The organism is Herbaspirillum sp. C7C2, assembly GCF_022627865.1.
GTDB classification, from domain to species: Bacteria; Pseudomonadota; Gammaproteobacteria; order Burkholderiales; family Burkholderiaceae_D; genus Herbaspirillum; species Herbaspirillum frisingense.
The window spans coordinates 636,135-663,025 of sequence record NZ_JABXGI010000001.1; the positions used below are offsets into that span (position 1 = coordinate 636,135).

Annotated in this window: 25 protein-coding genes; 21 read left to right on the plus strand and 4 right to left on the minus strand. The window is 62.5% G+C overall.

What is annotated here, in order from left to right; genetic code table 11:
- Positions 1–56: 56 nt before the first annotated feature.
- From HWE04_RS02935 to HWE04_RS02945, 3 genes are all read left to right on the plus strand, one after another.
- Entirely contained in the window at positions 57–1,058 is a 1,002-nt protein-coding gene (locus tag HWE04_RS02935; RefSeq protein WP_370460919.1) for an ABC transporter permease, read from the plus strand.
- Between the two features lie 109 nt (positions 1,059–1,167).
- Positions 1,168–2,106, plus strand: a complete 939-nt coding sequence (locus tag HWE04_RS02940; RefSeq protein ID WP_006465182.1) for an ABC transporter substrate-binding protein — start codon at positions 1,168–1,170, stop codon at positions 2,104–2,106.
- A 142-nt stretch (positions 2,107–2,248) separates the two neighbouring features.
- A complete protein-coding gene (locus tag HWE04_RS02945; RefSeq protein ID WP_241811436.1) occupies positions 2,249–3,118 on the plus strand; it encodes an amidohydrolase family protein in 870 nt (289 codons plus the stop codon).
- Between the two features lie 21 nt (positions 3,119–3,139).
- Here HWE04_RS02945 and HWE04_RS02950 read toward each other — a convergent pair whose 3' ends face one another.
- Positions 3,140–3,751, minus strand: coding sequence for a TetR/AcrR family transcriptional regulator (locus HWE04_RS02950; protein ID WP_077236637.1), 612 nt, complete (start codon positions 3,749–3,751; stop codon positions 3,140–3,142).
- 186 nt (positions 3,752–3,937) lie between these two features.
- On the opposite strand from HWE04_RS02950, the gene HWE04_RS02955 reads away from it, so the two are divergent.
- From HWE04_RS02955 to HWE04_RS02980, 6 genes are read left to right on the plus strand one after another with little or no spacing between them, the layout of a single operon-like run.
- A complete protein-coding gene (locus HWE04_RS02955; RefSeq protein WP_241811437.1) occupies positions 3,938–5,248 on the plus strand; it encodes an NAD(P)/FAD-dependent oxidoreductase in 1,311 nt (436 codons plus the stop codon).
- Positions 5,245–6,117 (plus strand): DUF1365 domain-containing protein, encoded by an 873-nt coding sequence (locus HWE04_RS02960; protein WP_077236635.1) that lies wholly within the window; start codon positions 5,245–5,247, stop codon positions 6,115–6,117. Before HWE04_RS02955 ends, HWE04_RS02960 begins: the two co-directional genes overlap by 4 nt.
- Positions 6,114–7,337, plus strand: a complete 1,224-nt coding sequence (locus HWE04_RS02965; protein ID WP_241811438.1) for a class I SAM-dependent methyltransferase — start codon at positions 6,114–6,116, stop codon at positions 7,335–7,337. Before HWE04_RS02960 ends, HWE04_RS02965 begins: the two co-directional genes overlap by 4 nt.
- Positions 7,338–7,340: 3 nt before the next feature.
- Positions 7,341–7,919 (plus strand): DUF3833 domain-containing protein, encoded by a 579-nt coding sequence (locus HWE04_RS02970; protein WP_006465175.1) that lies wholly within the window; start codon positions 7,341–7,343, stop codon positions 7,917–7,919.
- Positions 7,916–8,767, plus strand: a complete 852-nt coding sequence (locus HWE04_RS02975) for an SDR family NAD(P)-dependent oxidoreductase (RefSeq protein ID WP_102663067.1) — start codon at positions 7,916–7,918, stop codon at positions 8,765–8,767. The genes HWE04_RS02970 and HWE04_RS02975 overlap by 4 nt, the downstream gene beginning before the upstream one ends.
- A 33-nt stretch (positions 8,768–8,800) precedes the next feature.
- The gene (locus HWE04_RS02980) at positions 8,801–9,223 is read left to right on the plus strand and encodes a nuclear transport factor 2 family protein (protein WP_182993997.1); all 423 of its coding nucleotides are present in this window, start codon (positions 8,801–8,803) and stop codon (positions 9,221–9,223) included.
- A 437-nt stretch (positions 9,224–9,660) separates the two neighbouring features.
- Here HWE04_RS02980 and HWE04_RS02985 read toward each other — a convergent pair whose 3' ends face one another.
- On the minus strand, positions 9,661–10,377 hold the full coding sequence (locus tag HWE04_RS02985) for an MgtC/SapB family protein (protein WP_241811439.1): 717 nt from the start codon (positions 10,375–10,377) through the stop codon (positions 9,661–9,663).
- Positions 10,378–10,765: 388 nt separating this feature from the next.
- Between HWE04_RS02985 and HWE04_RS02990 the strand changes: the two genes are divergently transcribed.
- From HWE04_RS02990 to HWE04_RS03040, 11 genes are all read left to right on the plus strand, one after another.
- A complete protein-coding gene (locus HWE04_RS02990) occupies positions 10,766–12,007 on the plus strand; it encodes an N-6 DNA methylase (protein WP_241811440.1) in 1,242 nt (413 codons plus the stop codon).
- Positions 12,004–13,767, plus strand: a complete 1,764-nt coding sequence (locus HWE04_RS02995; RefSeq protein WP_241811441.1) for a zinc ribbon domain-containing protein — start codon at positions 12,004–12,006, stop codon at positions 13,765–13,767. Before HWE04_RS02990 ends, HWE04_RS02995 begins: the two co-directional genes overlap by 4 nt.
- Before the next feature lie 77 nt (positions 13,768–13,844).
- Positions 13,845–14,672 (plus strand): hypothetical protein, encoded by an 828-nt coding sequence (locus tag HWE04_RS03000; RefSeq protein WP_241811442.1) that lies wholly within the window; start codon positions 13,845–13,847, stop codon positions 14,670–14,672.
- A 290-nt stretch (positions 14,673–14,962) separates the two neighbouring features.
- The gene (locus tag HWE04_RS03005) at positions 14,963–15,664 is read left to right on the plus strand and encodes an SDR family oxidoreductase (protein WP_077236630.1); all 702 of its coding nucleotides are present in this window, start codon (positions 14,963–14,965) and stop codon (positions 15,662–15,664) included.
- Positions 15,665–15,884: 220 nt separating this feature from the next.
- Positions 15,885–16,769, plus strand: coding sequence for a helix-turn-helix domain-containing protein (locus tag HWE04_RS03010; RefSeq protein ID WP_241811443.1), 885 nt, complete (start codon positions 15,885–15,887; stop codon positions 16,767–16,769).
- 195 nt (positions 16,770–16,964) lie between these two features.
- Positions 16,965–17,888, plus strand: coding sequence for an ABC transporter substrate-binding protein (locus HWE04_RS03015; protein ID WP_241811444.1), 924 nt, complete (start codon positions 16,965–16,967; stop codon positions 17,886–17,888).
- 58 nt (positions 17,889–17,946) lie between these two features.
- The gene (locus HWE04_RS03020) at positions 17,947–19,458 is read left to right on the plus strand and encodes a sugar ABC transporter ATP-binding protein (RefSeq protein WP_241811445.1); all 1,512 of its coding nucleotides are present in this window, start codon (positions 17,947–17,949) and stop codon (positions 19,456–19,458) included.
- Positions 19,448–20,464 (plus strand): ABC transporter permease, encoded by a 1,017-nt coding sequence (locus HWE04_RS03025; RefSeq protein ID WP_006465167.1) that lies wholly within the window; start codon positions 19,448–19,450, stop codon positions 20,462–20,464. The genes HWE04_RS03020 and HWE04_RS03025 overlap by 11 nt, the downstream gene beginning before the upstream one ends.
- Before the next feature lie 52 nt (positions 20,465–20,516).
- Positions 20,517–21,248 (plus strand): SDR family oxidoreductase, encoded by a 732-nt coding sequence (locus tag HWE04_RS03030; RefSeq protein ID WP_241811446.1) that lies wholly within the window; start codon positions 20,517–20,519, stop codon positions 21,246–21,248.
- A 61-nt stretch (positions 21,249–21,309) separates the two neighbouring features.
- The gene (locus tag HWE04_RS03035; RefSeq protein ID WP_241811447.1) at positions 21,310–22,956 is read left to right on the plus strand and encodes an FGGY-family carbohydrate kinase; all 1,647 of its coding nucleotides are present in this window, start codon (positions 21,310–21,312) and stop codon (positions 22,954–22,956) included.
- A 13-nt stretch (positions 22,957–22,969) separates the two neighbouring features.
- The gene (locus HWE04_RS03040) at positions 22,970–23,695 is read left to right on the plus strand and encodes an SDR family oxidoreductase (RefSeq protein ID WP_241811448.1); all 726 of its coding nucleotides are present in this window, start codon (positions 22,970–22,972) and stop codon (positions 23,693–23,695) included.
- A 108-nt stretch (positions 23,696–23,803) separates the two neighbouring features.
- Here the strand turns inward: HWE04_RS03040 and HWE04_RS03045 are convergent, their stop codons facing one another.
- Positions 23,804–24,019, minus strand: coding sequence for a glycine zipper 2TM domain-containing protein (locus tag HWE04_RS03045; protein WP_006465163.1), 216 nt, complete (start codon positions 24,017–24,019; stop codon positions 23,804–23,806).
- A 526-nt stretch (positions 24,020–24,545) separates the two neighbouring features.
- On the opposite strand from HWE04_RS03045, the gene HWE04_RS03050 reads away from it, so the two are divergent.
- Positions 24,546–25,649, plus strand: coding sequence for an alpha/beta fold hydrolase (locus HWE04_RS03050; RefSeq protein ID WP_241811449.1), 1,104 nt, complete (start codon positions 24,546–24,548; stop codon positions 25,647–25,649).
- Here the strand turns inward: HWE04_RS03050 and HWE04_RS03055 are convergent.
- On the minus strand, positions 25,624–26,835 hold the full coding sequence (locus HWE04_RS03055; RefSeq protein ID WP_077236622.1) for a GGDEF domain-containing protein: 1,212 nt from the start codon (positions 26,833–26,835) through the stop codon (positions 25,624–25,626). The genes HWE04_RS03050 and HWE04_RS03055 overlap by 26 nt on opposite strands.
- Positions 26,836–26,891: the final 56 nt, after the last annotated feature.

The window sequence follows — 26,891 nt, forward strand, 5'->3', positions numbered from 1 at the left end:
CAGAGACCAGAACCATCATGGCAAACAACATCCATTCCGCAGCGTCCGCATCCACCATGGCCAATACCGCTTCCTCCTCGGGCCTGCGCGCCCGCCTGTTCAACCCGGCCGCCCGCCAGAAGCTGCTGGCCTTTGCCAGCCTGCTCTTGCTGATCGTGTTCTTCAGCGTCGCCTCGCCCAATTTCATGGAGGTGGACAACCTGGTCAGCATCCTGCAATCGACTGCCGTCAACGGCGTGCTGGCCATTGCCTGCACCTACGTCATCATCACTTCCGGCATCGACCTGTCGGTGGGCACCATGATGACTTTCTGCGCCGTCATGGCAGGGGTGGTGCTGACCAACTGGGGCATGCCGCTGCCGCTGGGCATCGCCGCCGCCATCTTCTTCGGTGCGCTCTCGGGCTGGGTCTCCGGCATGGTGATCGCCAAGTTGAAGGTGCCGCCCTTCATCGCCACGCTGGGCATGATGATGTTGCTCAAGGGGCTGTCGCTGGTGATTTCCGGTACCCGGCCGATCTATTTCAACGATACCGAGGGCTTCTCGGCCATTGCCCAGGATTCGCTGATCGGCGACCTGATCCCGGCGCTGCCGATTCCCAATGCGGTGCTGATCCTGTTCCTGGTGGCCATCGGCGCTTCCATCATCCTCAACAAGACAGTGTTCGGCCGCTATACCTTCGCCCTGGGCAGCAACGAGGAAGCGCTGCGCCTGTCGGGCGTGAAGGTGGATTTCTGGAAGGTCGCGGTCTACACCTTCTCCGGCGCCATCTGCGGCATCGCCGGCCTGATCATCGCGTCCCGCCTGAACTCGGCGCAGCCGGCGCTGGGCCAGGGTTACGAGCTGGACGCCATTGCTGCCGTGGTGATCGGCGGCACCTCGCTCTCCGGTGGCACCGGCACCATCATGGGCACCATCATCGGCGCCTTCATCATGAGCGTGCTGGTCAATGGCCTGCGCATCATGTCGGTGGCGCAGGAGTGGCAGACGGTGGTGACCGGGGTCATCATCATCCTGGCGGTCTACCTCGACATCCTGCGCCGTCGTCGTCGTGCCTGAACCGGTATCCACATCAGCCACCGCAGCAGTATTCGCAGTAGCAATGCAAGCCCCGCCGGGCAGCGCCAATGCCCGGCACTCCATCATCGATAACAAAAGGAGACTTACCGTGTTCAAGAAACAACTACTGGGCGCTGCCCTGGGCCTGGCCTTCGCTGTCGGCGGTTCGGCCGCACAGGCGCAGGAAGTGTATGTGCCGCTCATTTCCAAAGGCTTCCAGCACCAGTTCTGGCAGGCCGTGAAGGCAGGCGCCGACCAGGCCGGCAAGGACCTGAAGGTGAAGGTCACCTTCGAAGGTCCCGAGACCGAAGCCATGGTCGACAAGCAGATCGACATGCTCTCCGCCGCGCTGGCCAAGAAGCCGCAGGCCATCGGTTTTGCCGCGCTGGACAGCAAGGCCGCCATCCCGCTGCTGAAGAAGGCGCAGGCCGCCAAGATCCCGGTGGTGGCCTTCGACTCGGGCGTGGATAGCGACATCCCGGTCACCACCGCCACCACCGACAACCGCGCCGCCGCCGCGCTGGCGGCCGACAAGATGGCCGAGCTGGTCGGCAAGGAAGGCGAAGTGGCCGTGGTCGCCCACGACCAGACCAGCCGCACCGGCATCGACCGCCGCGACGGCTTCCTGGAACGCATCAAGGCCAACTATCCCAAGATCAAGGTGGTCAGCGTGCAATATGGTGCCGGCGACCAGTTGAAGTCCACCGAGGTCACCAAGTCCATCCTGCAGGCCTATCCCAAGATCAAGGGCATCTTCGGTACCAATGAAGGCTCGGCCATCGGCGTGGTCAATGGCGTGAAGGAAATGAAGCGCAAGATCGTCATCATCGGCTATGACTCCGGCAAGCAGCAGAAGGACGCGATCCGCGAAGGCGTGATGGCCGGCGCCATCACCCAGAACCCGGTGGGCATCGGCTACAAGACTGTGGAAGCAGCGGTCAAGGCGATCAAGGGCGAGAAGCTGCCCAAGGTCATCGATACCGGCTTCTACTGGTACGACAAGAGCAACATCGACGACGCCAAGATCGCGGCCGTGCTGTACGACTGATCTTGACATGACGTGACGGGAGGGCGTCGCCAGCGGCGGCGCCTTGCCGTTTTCCTGTTTCTGGTGTTTTTGTATTCCCCTGCCGGTTGCGCGCAATGCAGACCGGCAATCCTGCGCCGTCCTGCCCCTCGAAGAGTCCATCATGAAGCCGCATCGCATCGACGCCCATCAGCATTTCTGGTTCTACCAGCCCGACGCCTACCCCTGGATCGGCCGCGGTATGGAGCTGCTGGCCTGCGACCGCACGCCCGGCCAACTGCAGCCCGTGCTGGCCGCCGAAGGACTGGAGCAGTCCATTGCCGTGCAGGCCCGCGCTGGTCGCGACGAAACGGAATTCCTGCTGGACCTGGCGCGCGGTAACCGGCGCATTGCCGGAGTGGTTGGCTGGGAAGACCTCGCTTCGCCGCACCTGGCGGCCAATGTGGAGCGATGGGGAAGTGACAAGCTGGTGGGCTTTCGCCACCAGCTGCAGGATGAGGCCGACGTAAGTACCTTCGTCGAAGCACCGGCCTTCAATACCGGCATCGGCTGGCTGCAACGGCGCGGCCTGGTCTATGACGTGCTGATCTATGCGCGCCAGATGCCCGAAGTGCAAGCCTTCTGCGCCCGCCATGATCGCCACTGGCTGGTGCTGGATCACCTGGGCAAGCCGGCCCTGGCCGATTTCGGCAAGAGCGAGGCGGTCTTCGCCGACTGGAAGCGCCACCTGCGCGCCCTGGCAGCCTTGCCGCACGTGGCCTGCAAGCTATCGGGACTGGTCACGGAGGCCGACTGGCAGCGCGGTCTGCGTCAGAAGGATTACGACAATATCGTCCTCTGCCTGGATGCGGCGCTGGACGCCTTCGGCCCGCAGCGCCTGATGTTCGGCTCGGACTGGCCGGTCTGCCTGCTGGCCGCCTCCTATGCCAAGGTGGCCGCCGTGGTGCGGGAGTGGGCCGCGACCCGGCTGTCGACGTCCGAACAGGAGCTGTTGTGGGGGCAGACGGCCGCGCGCTGCTACGGTCTGGGCTAGGCCTATGGCCTGGGCTAGGCCCTAATCCCGCGTGAAACCGTTGAAGGCCACGTGCAGCATGTACTTCACGATGTCTTCGGTACTCATCTTGCTGAACTTCTGCAGGTAGTCCACCGCCGGATCACAGGTGCGGGCGTAGTAGCTGTACAGGATCACATCGCTGGGCAGCGCGGCGTCGAGTTCGCCGCTTTTCTGTGCTTCCTTGACCAGCTTTTCCAGCTGGCCGTTGAGCTTGAGCACCCGCATCACATACTTGACGTTGCGCATGAGCATGTCGCGCACCGGTGTACTGGTGGAAGGCAGGAAGGGCAGGCCGCCCTCCAGCCGCACCCGCAGCGCCCATTCCAGCATCGCCTCCAGCTTGCCACGCGGGCTGGGAATGCCCTCCAGCTGCGCCAGCTGGTCGATGGCGCCGTCGATGAGACGGATCATGGTCTCGCCGATCAATTCTTCCTTGGACTTGAAATGCTTGTACAGGCTGGGTTTGGAGATACCCACCGCACCGGCGACGTCGTCCATCGTCATCAGGTCATAGCCCTTGCTGCCCAGTACCGACGTGGCCGCATCCAGGATGGCGTTTTCCCGTAATTTGAAGGCTTGATCCTTGAAGCTCAGTTTGCCGAAAATACTCATTGGTAGTTTAAGTTACTAATTAGTAGATTTTATTTTTCTTTGGTAGTAATCTTAGCACCTAAATCGCGGCAGGGTAGAAATACTGGGACGCCAAAGCAGGCCAGCAGACAAAAAGAGTCCCGGCGGCAGGCGCCGCCCGGCCGAGGGCAACACCCCAATAACAAAGACATAGGTGGACAAGATTTCATGAATCCAGGTACAGCAGCCATCGAGCAGGCATCAGGACAGCGCATCGCCGTCATCGGCGCCGGCGTTTCCGGCCTGGCCAGCGCCTATCTGCTGGCGCGCCGGCACCAGGTGGTGCTGTTCGAGTCCGCGCCCACCCTGGGTGGGCATGCCAATACCGTGGACATCGCGCCGCAGGGCGTGCCGTTCCCGGTCGATACGGGTTTCCTGGTCTTCAATGACTGGACCTATCCCAACCTGATCGCCCTGTTCGATGAATTGAAGGTCGAGACCTACGACACCGACATGTCCTTCGGCGTCTCGATGGATGAGGGCCGCTTCGAATGGGCCGGCACCAATCTGGACACCGTCTTCGCCCAGCGCAAGCGCCTGCTGCAGCCCTCCTTCCTGGGCATGCTGCGCGACATCCTGCGCTTCAACCGTGCCGCCCACGCCAACCTGGCGGCCTGCGACGGGCATCCCGTGAGCCTGCGCCAGTTACTCAAGGACGGCCGCTACGGTGCCCTGTTCAGCGATGCCTACCTGATCCCCATGGCGGCCGCCATCTGGTCCAGTTCGCCCTCGGACATCCTGGACTTCCCGGCCGCCACTTTCCTGCGCTTCTGCATCAACCACGGCCTGCTGCAGGTGAACAATCGTCCCCGCTGGCGCACCGTGCGCGGCGGTTCGCGCCAGTATGTACGTCGCATCGCCGCCACCCTGGAAGATGTGCGCCTGGGCAGCCGCCTGGAGAGCGTCACCCGCAATGAGCGCGGCGTGCTGGTACGCAGCGGTGGCGCCGAACCACGCGAGGAACAGTTCGACGCCGTGGTCTTTGCCACCCATGCCCCGCAGACCCTGGCCCTGTTGCAAGATGCCACCATCGAGGAACATCAGGTGCTCTCGGCCGTGCGTTACCAGGCCAATACCGCCTGGCTGCATGGCGACACCACCCTCATGCCGTTGCTGCCCAAGGTCTGGTCGGCCTGGAATTACCTGGGTTCGCGCCACGACGACGGCAGTCGCGCCGTCTGCGTGAGCTACTGGCTGAACCGTCTGCAGGACCTGCCCTGCAAGAGCGACGTCATCCTCACCCTGAACCCGCCGCAGGCCCCCAATCCGGCCACCGTGATGGGCCGCTTCGACTACGAACATCCGGTCTTCGACCAGCCCGCCATCGACGCCCAGCAGCGCCTGCCCCAGATCCAGGGCCGTCACCGGGCCTGGTTCGCCGGCGCCTGGACCGGCTATGGCTTCCATGAAGACGGGCTGAAGTCGGCGCTGCGGGTGAGCCAGCATTTCGGCGTGCTGCCGCACTGGGCGGTCCTATGAACGACTCGCGCGCTTCGCATGCCGATGCCGCCGCGCTGCTGCTGAGCGGACAGGTGATGCACCAGCGCCTGCGCCCGGTGCGGCACCGCTTCGTCTATCCGGTCTTTTGCGTGCGCCTGGACCTGGCACGCATGGCCGAGGCGGGCAATGCCTGGTTCGGCGTGGATCGTCGGCGCCTGATGTGCGTGCGTACCCGCGACTATGGCCCGCGTGACGGCAGCGACCTCGGTACCTGGGTGCGCGGCCATTTGCAACAGGCCGGCCTGCCGCACGATGGCACGATCTGGCTGCAGACCTTCCCGCGCCTGTTCGGCTTTGTCTTCAATCCGGTCAGCTTCTTCCTCTGCCATGACCGCGACGGCGCCTTGCGTGCCGTGCTGGCCGAGGTCAACAGCACCTTTGGCGAAACCCAGCACTACCTGCTGTCGGCCCCGCAGCAGGGCGTCATCGACGAGCACACCCGCCTGCACTGCAACAAGCTGATGCATGTCTCGCCCTTCTGCGAGGTCCGGGGCTTCTATCGCTTCCGCTTTCGTGACCATGCTGCCCGCGAGAGGGGGCAGGGTGAGCAGGGTGGCCAGGACGCGACCGCCTTCGTCGGCATCGATTACTACGACCTCGGCCAGCCTGCCGAGGTGAGCACCGGCCTGCAGCCGCTGATGCGCACCTCCATCGGCGGCCGTCTGCAGCCCCTGACCGCCGCCTCGGCCTTCGCCGCACTGTGCGCGCAGCCGCTGCTTACCCTGGGTGTGGTCGCCCGCATTCACTGGCAAGCCTTGCTGCTGTGGCGCAAGCGCGTGCCCTGGTTCAGCAAGCCCGAACGCAACAGCCCCACAGGAGCACCCTCCGGAAAGGAAACCCTATCGTGAACCATAGCCCCGCATTGCAGACCTCCGGCCGGCGCATCGGCGCACGCCTTGGCTCCATTTCGACCCGCCTGTTCCTGGCGATGCTGGAACGCCTGAACCACGGTCACCTGGAACTGATCACGCCGCACGGCACCACCCTGACCTTCGGCGACCTGCGCCAGCCGCCCAGCGCACAGCTACGCATCCTCGACTGGCGTGCCTGCGGTGCCATCCTGCGCGCCGGCGACATCGGCTTCGGCGAAGCCTACGGCAACGGCTGGGTGGATACCCCGGACCTGGCCGCGCTGCTGCGCCTGGCCATGCGCAACCGCAAGGCGCTTTCCAGCGCAGTCGAAGGCGGGCGCCTGGCCTCCTGGTGGTATCGCCTGCGACACCTGCTGCGCTCCAACACCCGCACCGGCAGCCGCCGCAACATCCACGCGCATTACGACCTGGGCAATGATTTCTACCAGCTATGGCTGGACCCCAGCATGACCTACTCCAGCGCCATCTTCAGCCAGCCCGGCCAGAGCCTGGCCTCGGCACAGGCCGCCAAGTACCAGCGCATCATCGACCAGCTCGGCCTGCGCAGCGGCGACCGCGTGCTGGAAATCGGCTGCGGCTGGGGTGGCTTTGCCGAACATGCGGCGCGCCTGGGCATCCGCGTGCACGGCGTGACCATCTCGCCGGCGCAACTGGCCTTCGCTCAGGATCGCCTGCGCCATCAGCAGCTGGATCACCTGGCGCACCTGGAACTGTGCGACTACCGCGACCTGGACGGCCGATACGATGCCATCGTCTCCATCGAGATGTTCGAAGCCGTCGGCGAGCGTTTCTGGCAGACCTACTTCGACACCGTTGCCGCGCGCCTGAAGGCCGGCGGCCGCGCCCTGATCCAGTCGATCACCATTGATGAAGCCGTCTTCGAACGCTACCGCGACAGCGCCGACTTCATCCGCGAATTCATCTTCCCCGGCGGCATGCTGCCCAGCCACGAGCGCTTCTCGCTTGGCGCTCAGCGTGCCGGCCTGGCCACCCGCGACCGCTTCCATTTCGGACGCGACTATGCCGAAACCCTGCGCCGCTGGAACGACACCTTCCAGGCCCGGCGCGAGACCATCGCCGCCCAGGGCTTCGATGAACGCTTCCGCCGCCTGTGGCAGCTGTATTACGTGTTCTGTGAAGTCGGCTTCGACGAAGGCCAGACCGATGTGGTGCAGTTCCTCTTGCAGAAGGAGTGAGTCATGGATGCCATCGCAATGCGCAAGGGCGCCCGGGCGCGTCGGGGGAACTGGCTGGCCTTGATCATGCTTGCCGTACTGGCACTGGCGCTAGGCGGATGCGCCTCGCAGCAGCTGTCCGACTATGCCGGCAAGACGCCGGTGTTCGATCCGGCGGTGTTCTTCAAGGGCCGCACCGAAGCCTGGGGCATGTTCCAGAAGCGCGGTGGCGAGGTGGCGCGGCGCTTCCATGTCGTGGTCACCGGTAGCGTCGAGGGCAATACCCTGACCCTGGATGAGCGCTTCCGCTATGACGACGGCCAGACCCAGACCCGCGTCTGGACCCTGGTGCGTCAGCCCGACAACAGCTGGCGCGGAAGCGCCGGTGACGTCATCGGCGAGGCCATCGGCCACACCGCCGGCAACGCCCTGCACTGGAACTACACGCTGCTGCTGCCGGTGGATGACAAGCAATATGAAGTCCAGATGGATGACTGGATGTACCAGATGGACGAGCGCACCCTCATCAACCGCACCAGCATGCGCAAGTTCGGGGTTGAAGTCGGCCAGGTCACGCTGTTCTTCCGCAAGGAGGGGGTATGAGCATCCACACCAGTCCGCTGCCCAAGCAGGCCGCATCCGAGCGTGCCCCGATCTCGCGACCGGCGGTCCTGTTCGGTCCCATGAACCAGCCGGTCAGTGACCTGCGCGGCCTGCGCATCTGGCTGGTCGGCGCCTCCAGCGGCATCGGCGCCGAACTGGCGCGCCAGGCCCTGCAGGCCGGTGCGCGCGTGGCGCTGTCGGCACGCCGGGGCGACGTATTGCAGGAGGTGGCCGCAGGTCACAAGAATGCCTTCATCGCCCCGCTCGACGTGCTCTGCCACGATGCCTGGCGCGACCAGCATGCACGCATCCTGGAAGCCTTCGGCGGTATCGACCTGCTGGTCTTCTGTGCCGCCAAATACCGGCCCGAACGCAGCTGGGAAGTACAGGAAGACGAAGCCGAGCACACCATCCGCACCAACCTCGCCAGCGTCTATTCGGCGCTCGGTGCGGCACTGCCGGACATGCTGGCCCGCGGCAGCGGCGGCATTGCCCTGGTGGCGAGCGTGGCCGGTTATGTCGGCCTGCCCGGCGCGAGCGTGTATGGCCCGGGCAAGGCGGCCCTGATCAACCTGGCGGAAATCCTCTACAGCGACCTGCGGCCCAAGGGCTTGAACGTCTATCTGGTCAATCCGGGTTTCGTGAAGACCGACCTGACCGACAAGAACGACTTCCCCATGCCGGCCATCCAGACCCCGCAGCAAGCCGCCAGCGCCATCTGGCGCGGCATTGCCGAGGGTCGCTTCGAGATTCATTTCCCGCTGCGCTTCACCGCCTGGCTGAAGATACTGCGGCTCTTGCCGTTCCGCCTGCGCTTCATGCTGTTCCAGCGCTTCCTGCTGAACTGAATTGAATGAATGACTGAGTCGACGGAATTGACGATGCAGAACCTGGACCGATTACTGCAATGGTATGCCGCGCTGGATCGCGCCAGCCTGGAGCGCATCGACGAGTTCTATGCGCCACAGGCCCTGTTCAAGGACCCCTTCAACGACGTCAAGGGCGTGCGCTCGATCCGCGCCATCTTCGCGCACATGTTCGCCACCACCGAGGACCCGCGTTTCGTGATCCTGGAGCGCATGGGGCAGGGCGAGCAGGGCTTCGCCACCTGGCGTTTCGAGTTCCGGCTCAAGGGACATTTCTATACGGTGCTGGGGGCGACGCATTTCCGCTTCGATGAGGCGGGACGGGTCAGCGAACATCGCGATTACTGGGATGCAGCTGAGGAGCTGTGGCAGAAACTGCCCGTCATCGGCGGGCCGGTCAAGTGGTTGCGGGGGCGATTCAGGGCGACCGGACATTGAGCGGCCGCCCTGTTGGATGTCATTGCCAGAACGGCGAGGCCGCAGAGATCAGACCGGCGATGTACAGGGCGCCTTCGGCGAGCATGGGCAGGATGGGCATGTGATTCTCCTTCAGTTCATTGCCAGAGTGGCGAGGTGGCGGAAAACAGGCCAGCGATGTACAGGGCGCCTTCGGCGAGCATGGGCAGGATGGGCATGTGATTCTCCTTCGGTTTATTGCCAGAACGGCGAGGCTGCAGAGATCAGACCGGCGATGTACAGGGCGCCTTCGGCAAGCATGGGCAGGATGGGCATGTTGTTCTCCTTGGGTTGATGCCGTCAGCGGTTTGCGTCTGGCCATGTAGTCATCATGCCGTCGAGCCGTTACAGGTCGATTGCAGGAAACCAACCCCGGATTTCAATTGAAACAGTTCCGCCCGCCAGCCCGGTAGCGCAGGTCAGTCGGTGGTGCTGGGGCTCCAGAATGCCTGCTTCACCGCCGGCAGGGCCAGCAGGCGCTCGATCAGCGCGTCCAGTTCGTCGCCATTGACCGAGGTAGCCGCCAGCGTCGCCTCGATTTCCACCTCGTCCTCGGCAAAGGGCCGCACCTCCAGGTCGTGCGTCGGATAGCGGCTCTGCTCCAGCATGTCGGTCACGGCAGCCAGCACACGCTTCTGGTGCTCGCTCTCCACGATCAGGTGCAGGGTGTTGGTCACTTCCACCGACGGCACATCCAGCGGCTTGCGGTTGATGGTATTGACCACCGGGCGCAACAGCGTATTGGCCGCCAGCACGAAGATCGTCGCCAGGATCGCCTCCAGGAGCAGGTCGGCGCCCGCCGCCGCCCCCACCGCCGCCGAGCCCCACAAGGTCGCGGCAGTATTGATGCCGCGCACATTGCCTTCTTCGCGCATGATCACGCCCGCGCCCAGGAAACCCACCCCCGACACCACATAGGCCACCACATGCACCGCGCCCTCATGGCCGCCCATGCGATTGGCCATGTCCACGAAGACCGCCGCACCCAGTGCCACCAACACATTGGTGCGCAGACCGGCGGTGCGTTGCCGGTACTGGCGTTCCAGCCCGATCAGACCGCCCAGGATGAAGGCCGCGGTCAGGCTGATGAGGGTATCGAGCAGGGAAGCGAGATTGATGTTGGCGAGAATTTGCATGGAGATCAGGTCTGGACGATGTTGAAGGGCAGGGTGGCTGCGCAATGGTGCGCGATGATGCCGGACAAATGCAACAGGCGCGTGACAAATTCTCTCCGCTAATTTACAAGGGGATACGGCAAGACTTGAAATTCGGATCTGGGGCGTGGACGACAAAGGATAAGGTCGGTAGGGATGTCGCACTGAAGGAAGGGATATAACGTCGTACTAAAATAACGTCGTACCAGAAAGGTGGAGCGAGTCCAGGAGATGTTTCACCCCTTTCGGAGCACTTTCGCAGATAAGTAGTCCACCAGGGCAAGGGCCGGTATGTCATGGCAACTATGCAGGTGCATAGCTATAATGCAATATTCCCTCACTTTGTTCTTGTCCAAGTAATCCGCGTCCCATGAGAACTCAGCTTCACTCGATCCGCTCCGACTCACTAGGCCGCTACTACACGAATGCAGTGGTGAGTCAGGCGTTAGTGGCAGATCTTCCTTCCAATAGTCCAAGCACCGTACTGGACTTGGGATGCGGAACCGGTTCTTTATCTTTTGCGGCTTCTCGCAGGTGGGCAAATACGAACATAGTTACCGTGGACTTGGACTGCACGATCGCACAGGTGCTACAGGAAAAGCTGCGTGAATCCGGCTTCGTGGGTGGCCATTATCATATGATGTACGACGCGCTTTCTCCTGAGTTGGCGACGTCGCTGCGACGTGAAAAGGCCCAACCTGAAATCGCTGTTTGTAATCCGCCATTCTTGGTGCCGAAGTGGAAGAGAGGATACAGCGCGATCCTTGAGGATGTTGGTCTGAGTTCGTGCTTGCCGGCGATCGCCACGGTCGACGCAGCATTGGTATTCCTCGCTCAAAATCTGCGCCTTCTTCAACCTGGTGGCATCCTCGGGATCATCGTGCCGGATTCGATCGTCAGCGCAGACAAGTACAAGAACTTCCGTATCGAACTGCTCAACCGATATCGAATTCGCAGTGCAGTCCGACTTTCTCGTGGTTCGTTTGGCGGCACTGATGCCCTAGCCCACATTTTGGTCATCGAGAACTCCGCGTCAAATGGTGCAGCGATTGCGCTGTCGTCACTCAATGAGTTTGGCGTCAAGACTTCTAGTCTGTTGGTTGAGCATTCGAAGGCGGCCCACCGTTTGGACTACCAATTCCACTTTGCTGAGGCAAACGCCCGGCAGCAGGGTATGCGCCTGGGAGATATCGCGGTGGATTTACGGCGCGGTTCGCTGCACAGTGCGCAGGCCAAAGATGTGAGCCACTTCGTACTGCATACGACCAACCTTAATTCACACAACCGCGGCCAATGGCTCGACTTCAGCGGTAAGAGCTTCCGATTCCCCTTGGCGAAGAGCGGCCCAGTGACGCGCGCTGAGGCGGGTGATATCGTCGTCGCCCGTGTTGGCCGCACCGCGCATGACAAGGTGATCGGCATCGGTGCTGGGAGCGTTGTGCTCACGGATTGCTTGTATCGACTGCGAGTTTCCCCTTCGAAACAGGACGCGGTTCTCCAAGCACTGAGTTCCTCCGAAGGTCGAGCTTGGCTCGAACTCCATGCCTATGGGGTCGCGGCTCGCCAACTCACAAAGAGTGACCTTCTAAATCTTCCATTACGCATACTATGACAGCCATATCGCTGGACAATGCGCCACCACTGAGCGCAGCTGAAGAAACCGAGGTTACGCAGCTGTATGAAGAACGTGCGGAGCACCTTGGTCAGAGCATCATCGAAGGTGCAACCACACTGACATCCGATACTGAAGAATGGATCGGCGCTCTGACCGGCGGGGGATCGAAACTGCTGGTGGGCCCACGTGGCTGTGGTAAGACACATCTGATGCGCTTTGCATTCCTGATGTGCCAGAACAAGAAAGAGCTGCCGTTTGCTGTCTACACAAACCTGAATCGTTATTATCGTCTGGAGCCTATGCTGCGCCGCCGGCCGGATGCAATGGCGATGTTCTACTACTGGGCATTGTCGAACATCTTCATCGGTATTTCGGAAGCGGCGAAGCAGTTCTCGGTCGCTGCCAACGTACATGACACGGTAATCGATAACCTTTTGGAGTTCGACGGTTCTGCTGTGTCGCACATCATTGCGACGTTGGAGCAAGGACGGCCACTCTCCCCGGAACAGGACAGCGTTGCGGCTCGCCTCTCGATCGATAAGTTGAAGGCAATCCTGGTTTCGTTGGCGGAAGTGCTTGGACGTAAGCGCATTGTTCTTTTCCTCGATGACGCGGCACTGACGCTGACCCCCGAATATCTCAGCCATTTCTTCGACATCTATCGGGCGTTGAAGAGCACACGCATTGCGCTCAAGGCATCGGTCTACCCTGGAACGACGGAGTACGGTCCAAGCTTTCATGCCTCGCACGAGGCCGAATCGATATTCGTGTGGAAGAGCGTCACCGATGTCAATTATCTGGACTTCATGCTGGATATCGGCAATAAACGTTTTTCCGATCTTGTGTTGATCCCGGAGGAGACAAGGGTACTACTGGCCTACGCAGCGTTTGGTGTGCCGCGTGCGTTTATGACCTTGGTCCGAGCCTATTTGAAGAATGTCGCCAAACTGGCAACTCCGCAGGCCGCGTTCAACCGGACTATTGAGGAATTTGTTAATGAGCGTAGGGCGGAGTATCTGACGCTCAAGGACAAGATTCCACAATTTTCTTCGATCGTCGAGGCAGGTTTGCGGGTGTTTGACCGTGCGGCCGACGATATCAGTCAGGCTAATCAAGCGCTCATCGATGGCTCAACGAGGCAACTTCTGCTTGGGATTGATCCTACCTCTGTTGTTGGTCAGCCTTATGTAGAAAGGATGCTAAGGTTGCTCGAAGAGGTGGGACTGCTTTACAAGCTGGATCGCGTCTCGCATGGAGATAGGGAGTACCTGCGCTATGTGGTCCACCTGGGGGCGTTGCAATTTCGTCGCGCCTTCAGCCGCAGAGGTGCCTTTTCCCCGCGTTTTTCCATGGACATGCTGCAACGCCCAGATGAGAAGCATCCAGTACGTCGCTCAGTATCGACACTGCTCGATGCGAATACTGTTGCTACTCTAGGGCTGAATCTGCCGAATTGCCGTAACTGCGACGCCAAAAGGGTCGAGGGGGCAAAGTATTGCTTCAACTGTGGCGAGAAGCTGACAGAAGAATCCACATACGATCGCATGATGCTTACGCTTCTGATCGACGTTCCAGGTCTCACGAAATGGCAGAAAGAGAAGCTTGGTGATTGGAGATCTGTGCCTCGGACGGTTGGAGAATTCGTAGCGCTGCAAGACCCCGGCACTACTCTGCGAACCATTCCGCATGTGGGGAAGATCCGCGCACGTACTATTATCGATGCCGTTGAGGCATTCCTGGACGAATATCTTTCCTAATTGCTATGACGACAGTAGTCGCACCTGATGCCACTCTCGCAGAGATTACCCCATTCGCAGCACCTCTCGGATCTGGCTTGGATACTGCCTCTTGGTTCGACGCGGGCCATACGCCTCAAATTCTGTCTCCGATCGATGAGTTTAGGGCCAACCTCTCTGAGATCAATACGTTGTATCTTCAGGCGCATCAGCGCGGTGATTACAACTCTACCCTTGGCGGCCTTGTCTATCTTGGCATGGTCTCAGCTGTCGAAGGATATTTCCGCTCTCTTCTTCGACATCTGATTCTGACCGACGAAATGTGTGCAGAGAATGCCGCTAGCAAGACGGTCAGTTACGCTGCGGCCGTCCACCATCGGCCAGAGTTACTTCCTGAAGCATTGCTTGAAGGGGTATCGCTCGCGTCGACGAAAAACGTAAAGTCAGAGCTCAATTCGCTGTGTAACATCGCTCAGATTTCGTCTTCGCTTGATCCTCTGTTTCAGAGCTTCGAAGACATCTGCCAGATCCGCCATTGTGGCATCCACCGTTTCGGTAAACTGGGTAGTCAGCAGGCAGTAAAGCTTGGGCTCGACAAGCATAAGCCGTTGTTGGAAAAACCACTGAGGCTCACTGTTATGCACTTGCAGGACATCGCGGAAGCGCTGGAGGCACTCGTGCGCGGGGTGAACTCGCACTGCTTCTTCGACATGCTTAAACGGAGCCACGAAAACAGCCCAGCAGGTAAGAACAAGACCAAGTATTACTCGACGTCATGGAATCGCGATTGGGCAGCAGATCAATCTCGTTTCGAGAAGTTTCATTGGATATTTGCCTCAACACATGCGAGTAACCCGTCGAAGCCGGCCAAGGAAATGTATGACGCTTTTATGGCGTTTATTTCCGCCAAAGAGGTGGGGCAGTAACAGCTTGGTATTTCCGTCCAATTTCAATTGAGACGATTTGCGACTTATTGCAGGTGTGTTCATGGATGCAATAGGGCTGCCATCTAGTCTTAATGGATCAGCATTGACTGGTCAGCTTGTCGCACGAATACGCTGGTTGTATTTTGAGAGAACCCCGGCGGAAGCATCTACCGTCCCGCTGATCCACTCACTTTGTTTTTGGCTAAGCCGAGATTCCAAATTCGCTCCCCACTAGCCTAGCGCGTCTAACCTATCGACTCGACATCTTCATTTATCCACAAGGAGTTTCCATGAGCAGCAAAGTAGCCCTGATCACCGCCGCCGGCAGCGGCATGGGCGCCGCCGCGGCGCGTCGCCTGGCGGCCGACGGTTTCCAGGTTGGCATTCTTTCCTCGTCCGGCAAGGGCGAGGCGCTGGCCGCCGAACTGGGCGGCATCGGCGTGACCGGTTCCAACCAGTCAGTGGACGACCTGCAACGCCTGGTGGACCTGGCCGTGCAACGCTGGGGCCGCGTCGATGTGCTGGTCAACAGCGCCGGCCACGGCCCGCGCGCGCCCATTCTCGACATCACCGACGAGGACTGGCATCGCGGCATGGATACCTACCTGCTCAACGTGATCCGCCCCACGCGCCTGGTCACGCCGCTGATGCAGCAGGCCGGCGGTGGCGCCATCATCAACATTTCCTCGGCCTGGGCCTTCGAGCCGTCCGACATGTTCCCGACCTCGGCGGTGTTCCGCGCTGGCCTGGCCGCCTTCACCAAACTCTTCGCCGACAAGTACGCCCCTGACAACATCCGCATCAACAACGTCCTGCCAGGCTGGATCGACAGCCTGCCGCAACGCGAGGAGCGCCGCGCCGGCGTGCCCATGCAGCGCTACGGCACCAGCGACGAAGTGGCGGCCACCATCGCCTTCCTGGCCTCGCCCGGCGCAGGTTACATCACCGGCCAGAACCTCAGGGTCGATGGCGGGCTGATGCGTTCGGTCTGAGGGCGCTACCCGCCATGGCCGCGTATGCGGGCCATGGCGGGTGCTGCACTGCATCGTTTTCATTCTTCCTGTTGTTTCCTGCAAAAAAGTATCGGTCGTCCGGCGCTGGTGATGTAGAAGCCGCACCTGGCGGGAACTAAGATGCGGTCAATGACAGAAACTGCCAACTTCGAGTTGCCAGTTTCGATAAAGAAAATGCTCTCGATTGAGAGGAGACACGATGCAACCCGACCTGGAACTGGTCCATATCCGTAAGGGCGAATCCTTCGCGGCCTGGATGCACGGCTACCCTTTCCGTACCGTGCGTTGGCATTACCATCCGGAATACGAGATCCATCTGGTGGTGGCCACCCGCGGCTGCTTCTACGTGGGTGACCACGTCGGGGACTTTGCTCCGGGGCAACTGGTGATGACCGGTCCCAATCTTCCCCAGAACTGGATTTCCAATATCGCCCCCGACGAAGTGGTGCCGGTGCGCTCCCTGGTGATCCAGTTTCCTGCGCAACTGGTGGATCAGTGCGCGGCCGGCATTGCCGAGATGGAGGCCATCATGCCGCTGCTGGAGCGCAGCCATCGTGGCCTGCTGTTCGACCAGGCCACCAGCGACACCGTGCGCCCGCTGATGCAGCGCCTCATCGATCAGCGTGGCTTGAAGCGCCTGGCCCTGTTTTGGGACATCCTCGACGTGCTGGCCAATGCCCCTGAGCCGGAGGTGCTGGCCAGCCTGTCCTACAAGCTGGACTTGTCGGACGTGCAGGGCAGTGGCCTGAACCGCGCTATTGCCTACCTGCGCGAACATCTCACCGATGACATCGGCGAGCAGGACCTGGCCGACATGGTAGGCCAGCACCCGAGCAGTTTCTCGCGGGCCTTCAAGCGCCATACCGGCACCACGCTCGTGCGCTACAAGAACCAGTTGCGCGTCGATCTCGCCTGCCTGGCCCTGCTGACGCGGCCGGAGGCACGCATCACCGACATCTGCTACGAGACCGGTTTTTCCAACCTGTCCAATTTCAACCGTCATTTCCACCGGATCAAGGGCATGTCGCCCTCGGCATTTCGCAACACCTTTGCCACCAACAGCCTCTTTGCCGCTACCGGATAGTCAGGGCGGCGGCTGAGCTACGGAGCAGGTTTTCCCGGCTCGACATCTTCATCCGCGAACACATTCAAGGCAGCAATCACAGCATTCAGGAAAGCCTCCGCTTTCCGGAACAGGACAGGCATTGCCTGTCGCCCGCAAGAGCAATCCGAACGCCATCCGCAAGCAAGCACACGACCAACAACAATGGAGACTGCAATGAATAAAGCACTGACAAGCCTGGCCTTGACCGGCGCCATCCTGGCCAGCTTCGGCACCACCCCGGCAAGTGCTCAGGAACTGGGCAAGCTCAAGATCGGCATGAGCTTCCAGGAAATGAACAACCCCTATTTCGTCTCCATGAAGAAGGCCCTGGACGATGCCGCCAAGTCCTTCGGCGCCAAGGTCATCGTTACCGATGCCGCCCACAACGTGGCCAAGCAGCTCGCCGACATCGAAGACATGCTGCAACAGAACATCGACATCCTGCTCATCAATCCCACCGACTCGGCCGGGGTGGAGTCAGCCGTCAAGGCCGCCAAGGCGCGCAATGTGATCGTGGTGGCGGTCGATGCCAACGCCGCTGGTCCGGTGGACATGTTCGTCGGCTCCAAGAACAAGGACGCCGGCTACCAGTCCTGCCGTGCGCTGGCCGATGCCATCGGTGGCAAGGGGGAAGTGGCGATCCTCGACGGCATCCCGGTGGTACCCATCCTGCAGCGCGTGGAAGGCTGCAAGCAGGCCCTGGCGGAATACAAGGACATCAAGCTGGTGGACAAACAGAACGGTCGCCAGGATCGCTCCATAGCGCTCGGCGTGGTGGAGAACATGATCCAGTCCAAGCCCAACCTGAAGGGCATCTTCTCCGTCAACGACGGTGGTGCCATGGGGGCGCTGGCCGCGATCCAGGGCAGCGGCAAGGACATCAAGCTGACCTCGGTGGATGGCGCGCCGGAGGCGATCAAGGCCATCGCCGATGGCGGCCCTTTCATCGAGACCACGGCGCAGTTCCCGCGTGACCAGGTGCGGGTAGGCCTGGCCATGGCGCTGGCCAAGAAGTGGGGCGCGCGCGTAGTGCCGAAGGAAGTCCCCATCGACGTCATGCCGGTGACCAGGAAGAACGCCGCAGGTTTCAGCTGGTAAGCCGTCGGCGCGCCGCGCTTGCGCGTGCGCGCCATTCTTTCCCTTGATGGAGGCAGCCATGCTCCAACTGACTGGTATCAAGAAGCACTTCGGCCCGGTGACGGTGCTGCGCGGCGTCGAGCTGGCGGTCAAGGCTGGCGAGGTCCACGCGCTGCTGGGTGAGAACGGCGCCGGCAAGTCCACGCTGATGAAGATCCTGTGCGGCATCGTCACGCCGGATGCAGGTGAAATTCGCATCGGTGGCCAGGTCTGTCGCTTTGCCAGCTACGACCAGGCCATCGCCGCCGGCATCGGCGTGGTGTTTCAGGAGTTTTCGCTCATCCCCTACCTGGACGCGGTGGACAACATGTTCCTGGCGCGCGAATTGCGCAGCCCGCTGGGCCTGCTCAAGCGGGCCGCCATGCGGCGCCGGGCTGCGCAGATCATCGCGCAACTGGGTGTGGATATCCCGTTGGAAGTCCCTGTCTGCAAGCTCTCGGTGGCGCAGCAGCAGTTCGTGGAAATCGCCAAGGCGCTGGCGCTGGAGGCGCGTATCCTGGTACTGGATGAACCGACCGCCACGCTGACGCCGGCGGAAGTCGCGCATCTGTTCAAGGTCATGCGCGGCCTGCGTGAGCAGGGAGTGGCGATCATCTTCATCTCGCACCATCTGGAAGAAATCTTCGAGATCGGCGACAGCATCACCGTCCTGCGCGATGGCGCCTACGTCGGCAGCTGCGCAGTCGCCGAGGTGGACCAGGCGCGGCTGGTGGAAATGATGGTGGGGCGCCGCATCGAGAACTGCTTTCCGCCCAAACCACTCCAGCAATCCGGAGCAACCGCCCAGGAGGTGCTGCTGGATGTGCATGCAGTACAGCTCCGGCGTCACAGTCCCGTGTCGCGCTTCCAGTTGCGGCGCGGCGAGATACTCGGCTTTGCCGGTCTGGTCGGTTCCGGCCGCAGCGAGACCGTGCTGGCCATGCTGGGTGCGCATCCCGCGCTGACCTGCAAGCTGTCCATGCATGGCGTGCCGCTACGCCTGGCCGATCCGGCCGCAGCCCTGCAGGCCGGTATCGGTCTGCTGCCGGAAAGTCGCAAGGAGCAGGGACTCATCACCAGTTTCCCCATCCTGCACAACATCTCGCTGAACAACTACGGCAAGTACCGCCTGGGCGGGTTATTTCTGGATCGCCGGCGTGAAGCAGAAGCCACCCGGGCGGCCATGCAGCGGGTGCGGGTCAAGGCGACGGATGCGGCAGCGCGGGTCGATACGCTGTCCGGTGGCAACCAGCAGAAGGTGGTGATTGCGCGCTGGATCAACCACGACATGCAGGTGCTGATCTTCGACGAGCCCACGCGGGGTATCGATGTCGGCGCCAAGGCCGAAATCTACCAGCTCATGCGCCAATTCACTGCGCAAGGCCATTCCATCATCATGATCTCTTCCGAGTTGCCGGAGGTGGTCGGCATGTCCGACCGGGTGTGCGTCTTCAAGGGCGGCGGCATCGTCGCCACCCTCGAAGGCGAGGCCGTCAATGCCGAAGAGATCATGACCCATGCCACCACGGGGAGACTCCATCATGCAGCCTGACTCAAACGCAAACACAAATGCCAACGCACATGCAATCCCAAGCGATGTCACCCCGGCACATGCTTCTTCCCGGGTTCGCTGGCGCGCCCTGGCCCATTCGCCACTGGCGCTGCCGCTGGCCGGACTGGTGGTGGTGTCGCTCCTGATGGGCCTGGCCTCGGACAACTTCTTCACAGTCTCCAACTGGCTCAACGTGCTGCGGCAGGTATCCATCGTCGGCATCCTGGCCGTGGGCATGAGCTTCGTGATCCTCACCGGCGGCATCGACCTGTCGGTTGGCGCGGCCATGGCCCTGGCCGGCACGCTGTCGGCCGGACTGATCGTCAACAGCGGCCTGCCCGCACCGGCGGCCCTGCTGGCCGGGGTGGCACTGGCGGTGGGTATCGGCCTGCTCAACGGAGTATTGGTGGCCTGGGGGCGCATGCCGGCCATCATCGTCACGCTGGCCACCATGGGCGTGGCGCGCGGCGTCGGGCTGATCTATTCGGGGGGCTACCCGATCTCGGGTCTGCCGGGCTGGATTGCCTGGTTCGGGGTGGGGCGGATCGGCCCGATCCCGGTGCCGGTGATCCTCATGCTGCTGGTCTATGCACTGGCCTGGGTGCTGTTGCAACGCACGCCGTTCGGGCGCCACGTCTATGCCATCGGCGGCAACGAGATGGCGGCGCGCCTGTCGGGCGTGAAGACGGCACGCATCAAGCTGGCGGTGTATGCGATCTCCGGTTTTACCTCGGGTCTGGCGGCCATCATCCTGACCGGGCGCCTGATGTCCGGCCAACCCAACGCCGGTGTCGGCTTCGAGCTCGATGCGATTGCCGCCGTGGTGTTGGGTGGCACCGCCATTGCCGGTGGTCGCGGGCTGGTGCTGGGGACCCTCATCGGCGCGGTGTTGCTTGGCATCCTCAACAACGGCCTGAACCTGATGGGCATCAATCCCTACCTGCAGGACATCATCCGGGGCGTGATCATCCTGCTGGCCATCTATATCGCACGGGAATGGCGCTGAGTCCTTCCGTTGCTTCTCTTCATCCCTCTTATTCACTTTCAAGGAGATAGACATGACCCAATCCCTGGCTGGCAAGATCGCCGTTATCACCGGCGCGGCCTCCGGCATCGGCCTGGCCACCACCGAAAAACTGCTGGCCAACGGCGTGACCGTGGTCATGGTGGACTGGAACGCCAAGGCCCTCGACGAACTTGCCGCTCGCCTCGGTCCGCAGGCCGTCCCGCAGGTGACCAATCTGCTGGACGCCGACAGCTGCGCGGCCATGGTGCCGGAGATCCTGCAAAAGGTCGCGCACATCGACATCCTCCATTGCAATGCCGGTACCTACATCGGCGGCGACCTGGTGGATACCACCCCCGAGGCCATCGACCGCATGCTCAATCTCAACGTCAACGCGGTCATGAAGAACGTCCATGCGGTCGCGCCTCACATGATGGCCCGCAAGAGTGGCGACATCATTGTCACCTGCTCGGTGGCTGGTCACTTCCCGACCTATTGGGAGCCGGTCTATGCCGGTTCCAAGTGGGCCATCACCTGCTTCGTCCAGACCATGCGACGTCAGATGATCCCGCATGGCGTGCGGGTGGGGCAGGTCTCGCCGGGGCCGGTGATCTCGGCCCTGCTGGCCGACTGGCCGGAGGAAAACCTGCGCAAGGCCAAGGAGTCCGGCAGCCTGATCGAGCCCGCCGAGGTGGCCGATGCGGTCGAGTACATGCTTACCCGAAGCCGCAATGTGACCATCCGGGATATGCTCGTTCTCCCCACCAATTTCGACCGGGTATGAACAAGGCAGGTGGTGTTCAGGTCCCGGCGGACAGAGACAGCAGCGAGAACAGCGAGGAAAGATGGAGACCTATCTGATCGGCATTGATGTCGGTACCGGCTCGGCCCGGGCCGGCGTATTTCAACCTGACGGCAGGTTGCTGGCCAGTGCCCGGCATGACATTGCGCTCTTTCGCGACGAGCGCCGGGCGCGCGTCGAACAATCCAGCGCCCAGATCTGGGAGGCGGTCTGCGAGGCCGTGCGGGCGGCGGTGGCGCGGGCCGCCATCGATCCGGCAGCGGTCAGCGGTATCGGCTTCGACGCCACCTGTTCGCTGGTGGTGCAGGGCGCCCGGGGTGGCGTGGGTGACCCCGACCATCCGGAACGCGACGTCATCGTCTGGATGGATCACCGCGCACTGGAGCAGGCGCAGCGCATCAATGCCGGCGGGCATGCGGTGCTGTCCTATGTGGGCGGCGTGATCTCGCCCGAGATGGAAACCCCCAAGCTGCTATGGCTGAAGGAACAGCTGCCCGAGGTCTATTACAGCGCCGCGCAGTTCTTCGATCTCACCGATTTCCTCACCTGGAAAGCCACCGGTTCGCTGCAGCGTTCGTCCTGTACGGTGACCTGCAAGTGGACCTATCTGGCCCATGAAGGCCGCTGGGACGCCGACTATTTCCGAAGCATCGGCCTGGGCGACCTGGCCGACGAGGGCTTTGTCCGCATCGGCCAGGAAGTGGTCTGGCCCGGTACGGCCTTGCGCGGCGGCCTCAGCGCTCAGGCTGCGCAGGCGCTGCAGTTGCGACCCGGTATCGCGGTGGCGGCGGGCTTGATCGACGCCCATGCGGGCGGCATCGGCACGGTGGCCGCCCGCGGTGGCGCCGAGGATGCGGCGGCCTGCATGGCCTATGTATTCGGTACCTCGTCCTGCACCATGACCAGCCATGCCGAACCGGTCTTCGTGCCCGGCGTCTGGGGCCCGTACTACAACGCCATGGCACCAGGCATGTGGTTGAACGAAGGCGGACAGTCGGCCGCCGGCGCCGCCATCGACCAATTGCTGCGACTGCACCCGGCCGAGCCGCAGGCGCGCCAGCAGGCTGCCGCCGAGCAGATGGAACTGCCGCAATGGCTGGCACAGCGTGCCTTGCAGGTGGTGGCGCATCCCTCGCAGACAGCCTGGCTGGCCGGCCAGCTCACCGTGGTGCCGGAGTTCCTGGGCAACCGCTCGCCACTGGCCGACCCGCAGGCCCGGGCGCTGTTGCTGGGCCTGGGTATGGAGCAGGACATCGACAGCCTGGTGGCGCTCTATGTGGCCGGCCTGTGCAGCCTGGGATATGGCCTGCGACAAATCATCGAGGCCCAGGCGGCGTGTGGTTTGCGCATTGCCAGCATCTCGGTATCGGGCGGCGCCGGCACCCATGCGCTGACGCGCCAGTTGCTGGCCGATACCACCGGTGTGCCGGTGGAGATCACCGCCTGTCCCGAGCCGGTGCTGCTGGGATCGGCCATGCTGGCGGCGGTGGCCGCTGGCATCCATCCCGACCTGCGCAGCGCCATGCCCGCCATGTCCAGCGTGGCCGGGCGCGAGCAGGCGGCCGGTGGCGACATTGCGCGGCTGCACGCGGCGCGTTACCAGGTCTTCCTCAACAGCCAGCAACTGGCGCGCGCGTCGCGCGACAGCCTGGCGCCGCTGCTGGCCGCGCAGGCAGGCCAGCGACATTGAACAGGAGCATGACATGGAATTTGCAGGAACATCGGTCATCATCACCGGCGCCGGCAAGGGCATCGGCCGGGCCTGCGCGCGCCTGATGGCGCAGCGCGGCGCCGAGGTGATCGCGCTCTCGCGTACCGTCAGCGACCTGGACAGCCTGCGCGAGGAAATCGGCTCGCGTTCGGTGCAGGTCGACCTGGCCGACCCGGCCGCGGCCCGGCATGCCATGGCGCAGGCAGGCCGCGCCGATTATCTGATCAACAGCGCCGGCATCAACATTCTGCAATCGAGTACCGAGATGAGCGACCAGGCCTATGAAGCGATCCTGGGCGTGAACCTGCGCGCCGCTCTCATCACCTGCCAGGCCTTCGCCCGTGAGCGCATCGCCGCCGGCGGTGGTGGGGCCATCGTCAATATCACTTCGATTGCCGGCCATCGCGGCTTTACCGAGCATCTCTGTTATGCGGCTTCCAAGGCCGGTCTGGAGGGGGCAACCCGGGTCCTGGCCAGGGAACTGGGGCCGCACGGCATCCGCGTCAATGCGGTGGCCCCCACCATTACCCTGACGGAACTGGCCGAAGCGGCCTGGAGCGATCCAGCCAAGTCGACCCCGATGATGGTGCGCCACCCAATAGGCCGCTTTGCCTCGGCCGAGGAGGTGGCGCGCAGCATCGCCATGCTGCTCTCGGGCGACGCCGCCATGTTGACGGGGGCGGTGCTACCGGTGGATGGCGGGTTCCTGGCGGTCTAGTGGCGAATGCAGTGTCAGGGCGATACCCATGCAAATGGGGCAACCATCCGGTTGCCCCATTGTCATTTCAGCCGACAGCATCAGCGACGCTGCCGGTGTGGTGTGAGATCAGCGACCGATCTGGTGGCCGATCACGCCGCCGACGGCTGCGCCACCGGCAGTGCCGATGCCGCTGCCACCGGTCAGGATGGCGCCGCCTACAGCACCGACGGTGGCGCCGATGGCGGTGTTCTTGTCTCGGGTGCTCATGTTGCTGCAGCCGGTCATGGCGGTCAGCGCAATGGCAGTAACGGAAATGGCTGCGATCTTGTGTAGAGTTTTCATGATTTTTTTCCTGATCGTGAAGGTTGGTTGCTAGGGCCTGTTCACATTCAATCTACGAGTGCGAGAGGTCGCCAAGCGTTGACTGCCTAGGCGCAGCGACGCGCCGTAGTGGTGCTACGGCAAGGAGCTGCAACAACGGCAGGCGACGCTTGGCGGCCTCTCCCGGAGGGTTGCCCCCAGAAAGCGCGCTGGCCGCGTTGCACGTCAGGGCTGGTGGCACCACCACCAGCCCTGACACGCGCCTTGCCATCCCGCCTTCTGGGGGCAACGCATCTCGCAGATTGAATGTGAACAGGCCCTAGTGTTGAGGGACCGGCTCGCGCATCAACTATTGCTTCGCCCGCGTCGCCGGTACTGCAATAGACCAGCTTGGGCTAGAAAAAATTCGAGCTTTCACAACTTCTCTTACAGTTGTTACATACTCGGGCCTGCCCGACATGGCGACAATTGTGCGGGCGGGCAAAAAAAGTTGTCAAAATAGAAAATCTAAAAACATCCAAAACCACACCGACCAGAGAGAGACCTCATGCGATTGACCTCCCGTTTGCGCCGCGCCGCCGGCCTGCTTTTCACTCACACGCTGACCATCACCCTCACCTCGGCCAGCCTGCTGCTGGGTGCCGCACCCAGCCACGCGGCCGAGCCGCCCAAGCCGGTGGAGGGCAGCTGGGTCGCCCCGAGCTTCCAGTTCCACACCGGCCAGACGCTGGAAAACCTGCGCCTGCACTACGTCACCCTGGGCGATCGCAGCAAGCCGGCGGTGCTGGTGCTGCACGGGACCTACCAGAGCGCCGGGGCCATGCTCTCCAAGGATTTCGGCGGCCAGTTGTTCGGCCCCGGCCAGCCGCTGGATGCCAGCAAGTACTTCATCATCATTCCCGATGGCATCGGCGTGGGCAAATCCACCAAGCCGTCCGACGGCCTGCGCGCGGCCTTCCCGCAGTACAACTATGCCGACATGGTATTGGCGCAATACCGCATGCTCACCGAAGGCATGGGCGTGCAGCACCTGCGCCTGATCATCGGCAATTCCATGGGCGGCATGCAGACCTGGATGTGGGGCGGCAACTACCCCGGCTTTGCCGACGGCCTGGTGCCGATGGCCTCGCAGCCCACCGAGATGGCCAGCCGTAACTGGATGATGCGGCGCATGCTGGTGGAATCCATCAAGCAGGACCCGGCCTGGAACAATGGCAACTACACCACCCAGCCCCCCTCGCTGCGCCTGGCCAACAACATGTTCGTCTTTGCCACCAATGGCGGCACGCTGGCCTACCAGGCCATGGCCGGCACCCATGCACAAGCCGACAAGCTGGTCGACGAACGCCTGGCCGCGCCGGTAACGGCCGATGCCAATGACTTCATCTACCAGTGGGGTTCCTCGGCCGACTACAATGCCGCGCCCGGCCTGTCCAAGATCAAGGTGCCGGTGCTGGCCATCAACTCCGCCGACGACGAGCGCAACCCGCCCGAGACCGGCATCATGCAGGCGGCTCTGAAGGAAGTGCCGAGCGCGCAGTTGCTGCTGATCCCGGCCAGCGCCGAGACCCGTGGTCATGGCACCACCGGGATGGCGAAGTTCTACGCGCGTGAACTGGAACAGTTCATCCAGGCCTTGCCGCAGCGTTGACGGCCGCCTCGGCCTTGTATTCGGCGGACGGCTTCCAGCTGGCACCATGCAACTGGAAGCCGCTCTTGCCGCTGCTCTTGACGTGATACATGGCGGCATCGGCCTGCTCCAGCAGCAGCGACAGGTCGCTGCCGTGGCTGGGATAAAGACTGATGCCGATACTGGCCCCCAGTACGAACTGCTGATCGCCCACCTCGATGGGCGCGGCCAGCCTGGCCAGCAGTTTGCGGGCGATTTCGGGGGCCTGTTCCTGATGCTCCAGCTGGGTGGCGATGACGGTAAATTCATCGCCCCCCAGGCGGGCACAGATGTCGGTACTGCGCACTGCTTCCTTCAGGCGCTGGGCCACACACACGAGCACCTTGTCCCCCACGGCGTGCCCAGCCTTGTCGTTGACCGGCTTGAAGTTGTCCAGATCGATGTAGTACACCGCCACCAGATGGTGGGGGCGGGTGGCCAGTAACAGCGCCTGATCGAACAGCTTGTTCATGAAATGCTTGTTGTAGAGCCCGGTCAACGGGTCCTTGAAGGCCATCGTCAGGGCCTTGGCCTCGGCGCTCAGTAGCCGCCGCTGGAACAGCGAGAGGATGGCTGCCAGCAGGCTCATGTACTGCAATGCCGCCAATGCCGTCCCCAGCACGAAGCCATGGTCCAGCCAGCTTGGATAGAGTGCACCGATCGGCCCGCCACATGCCCAGTGCAGCAGCAGGGCGCCGAAGGCGGCGGCCATGACACGGCGGATCAGGGGCAGGCAATCCAGCTCGGTCCTGACGATGAACCACAGCACATAGCCCAGGATGAAGACGTTGAAGGCGGCATAGACGGGGCTGCGGATCAGCGGCACCGGCAGCCCGCTCCAGGAGGTCAGCAACCACAGCATGGTCGTACCGCTGACCAGCGCCACCAGCCAGGGATGGATGCCGACCTTGAAGAAGCGTGCAAAGCCCACCGCCATGAAACTCTTTTCCAGGATCGTGAAACTGCCATAGACCACATTGGACAGGGCGGGATCTTTCAGCGGGGCCAGGAACAGGAAACTCAGGCGCGCCACCAGCGCACAGCCGATGGCTGCGGCCCACCAGCGAGCGCCGGGATTGGTGCGTGGAATCCTTGATGCCAGCAGGAACAGGGCGATGAAGACGCAATACACCCCGGCCCCGAACGCGTGCACGATCTCATGTTGCATGGCGCCCCCTTGCGCTTGGCTCTTTGCTTCGTCCAGCCATCATCGAGCAGTCGCTG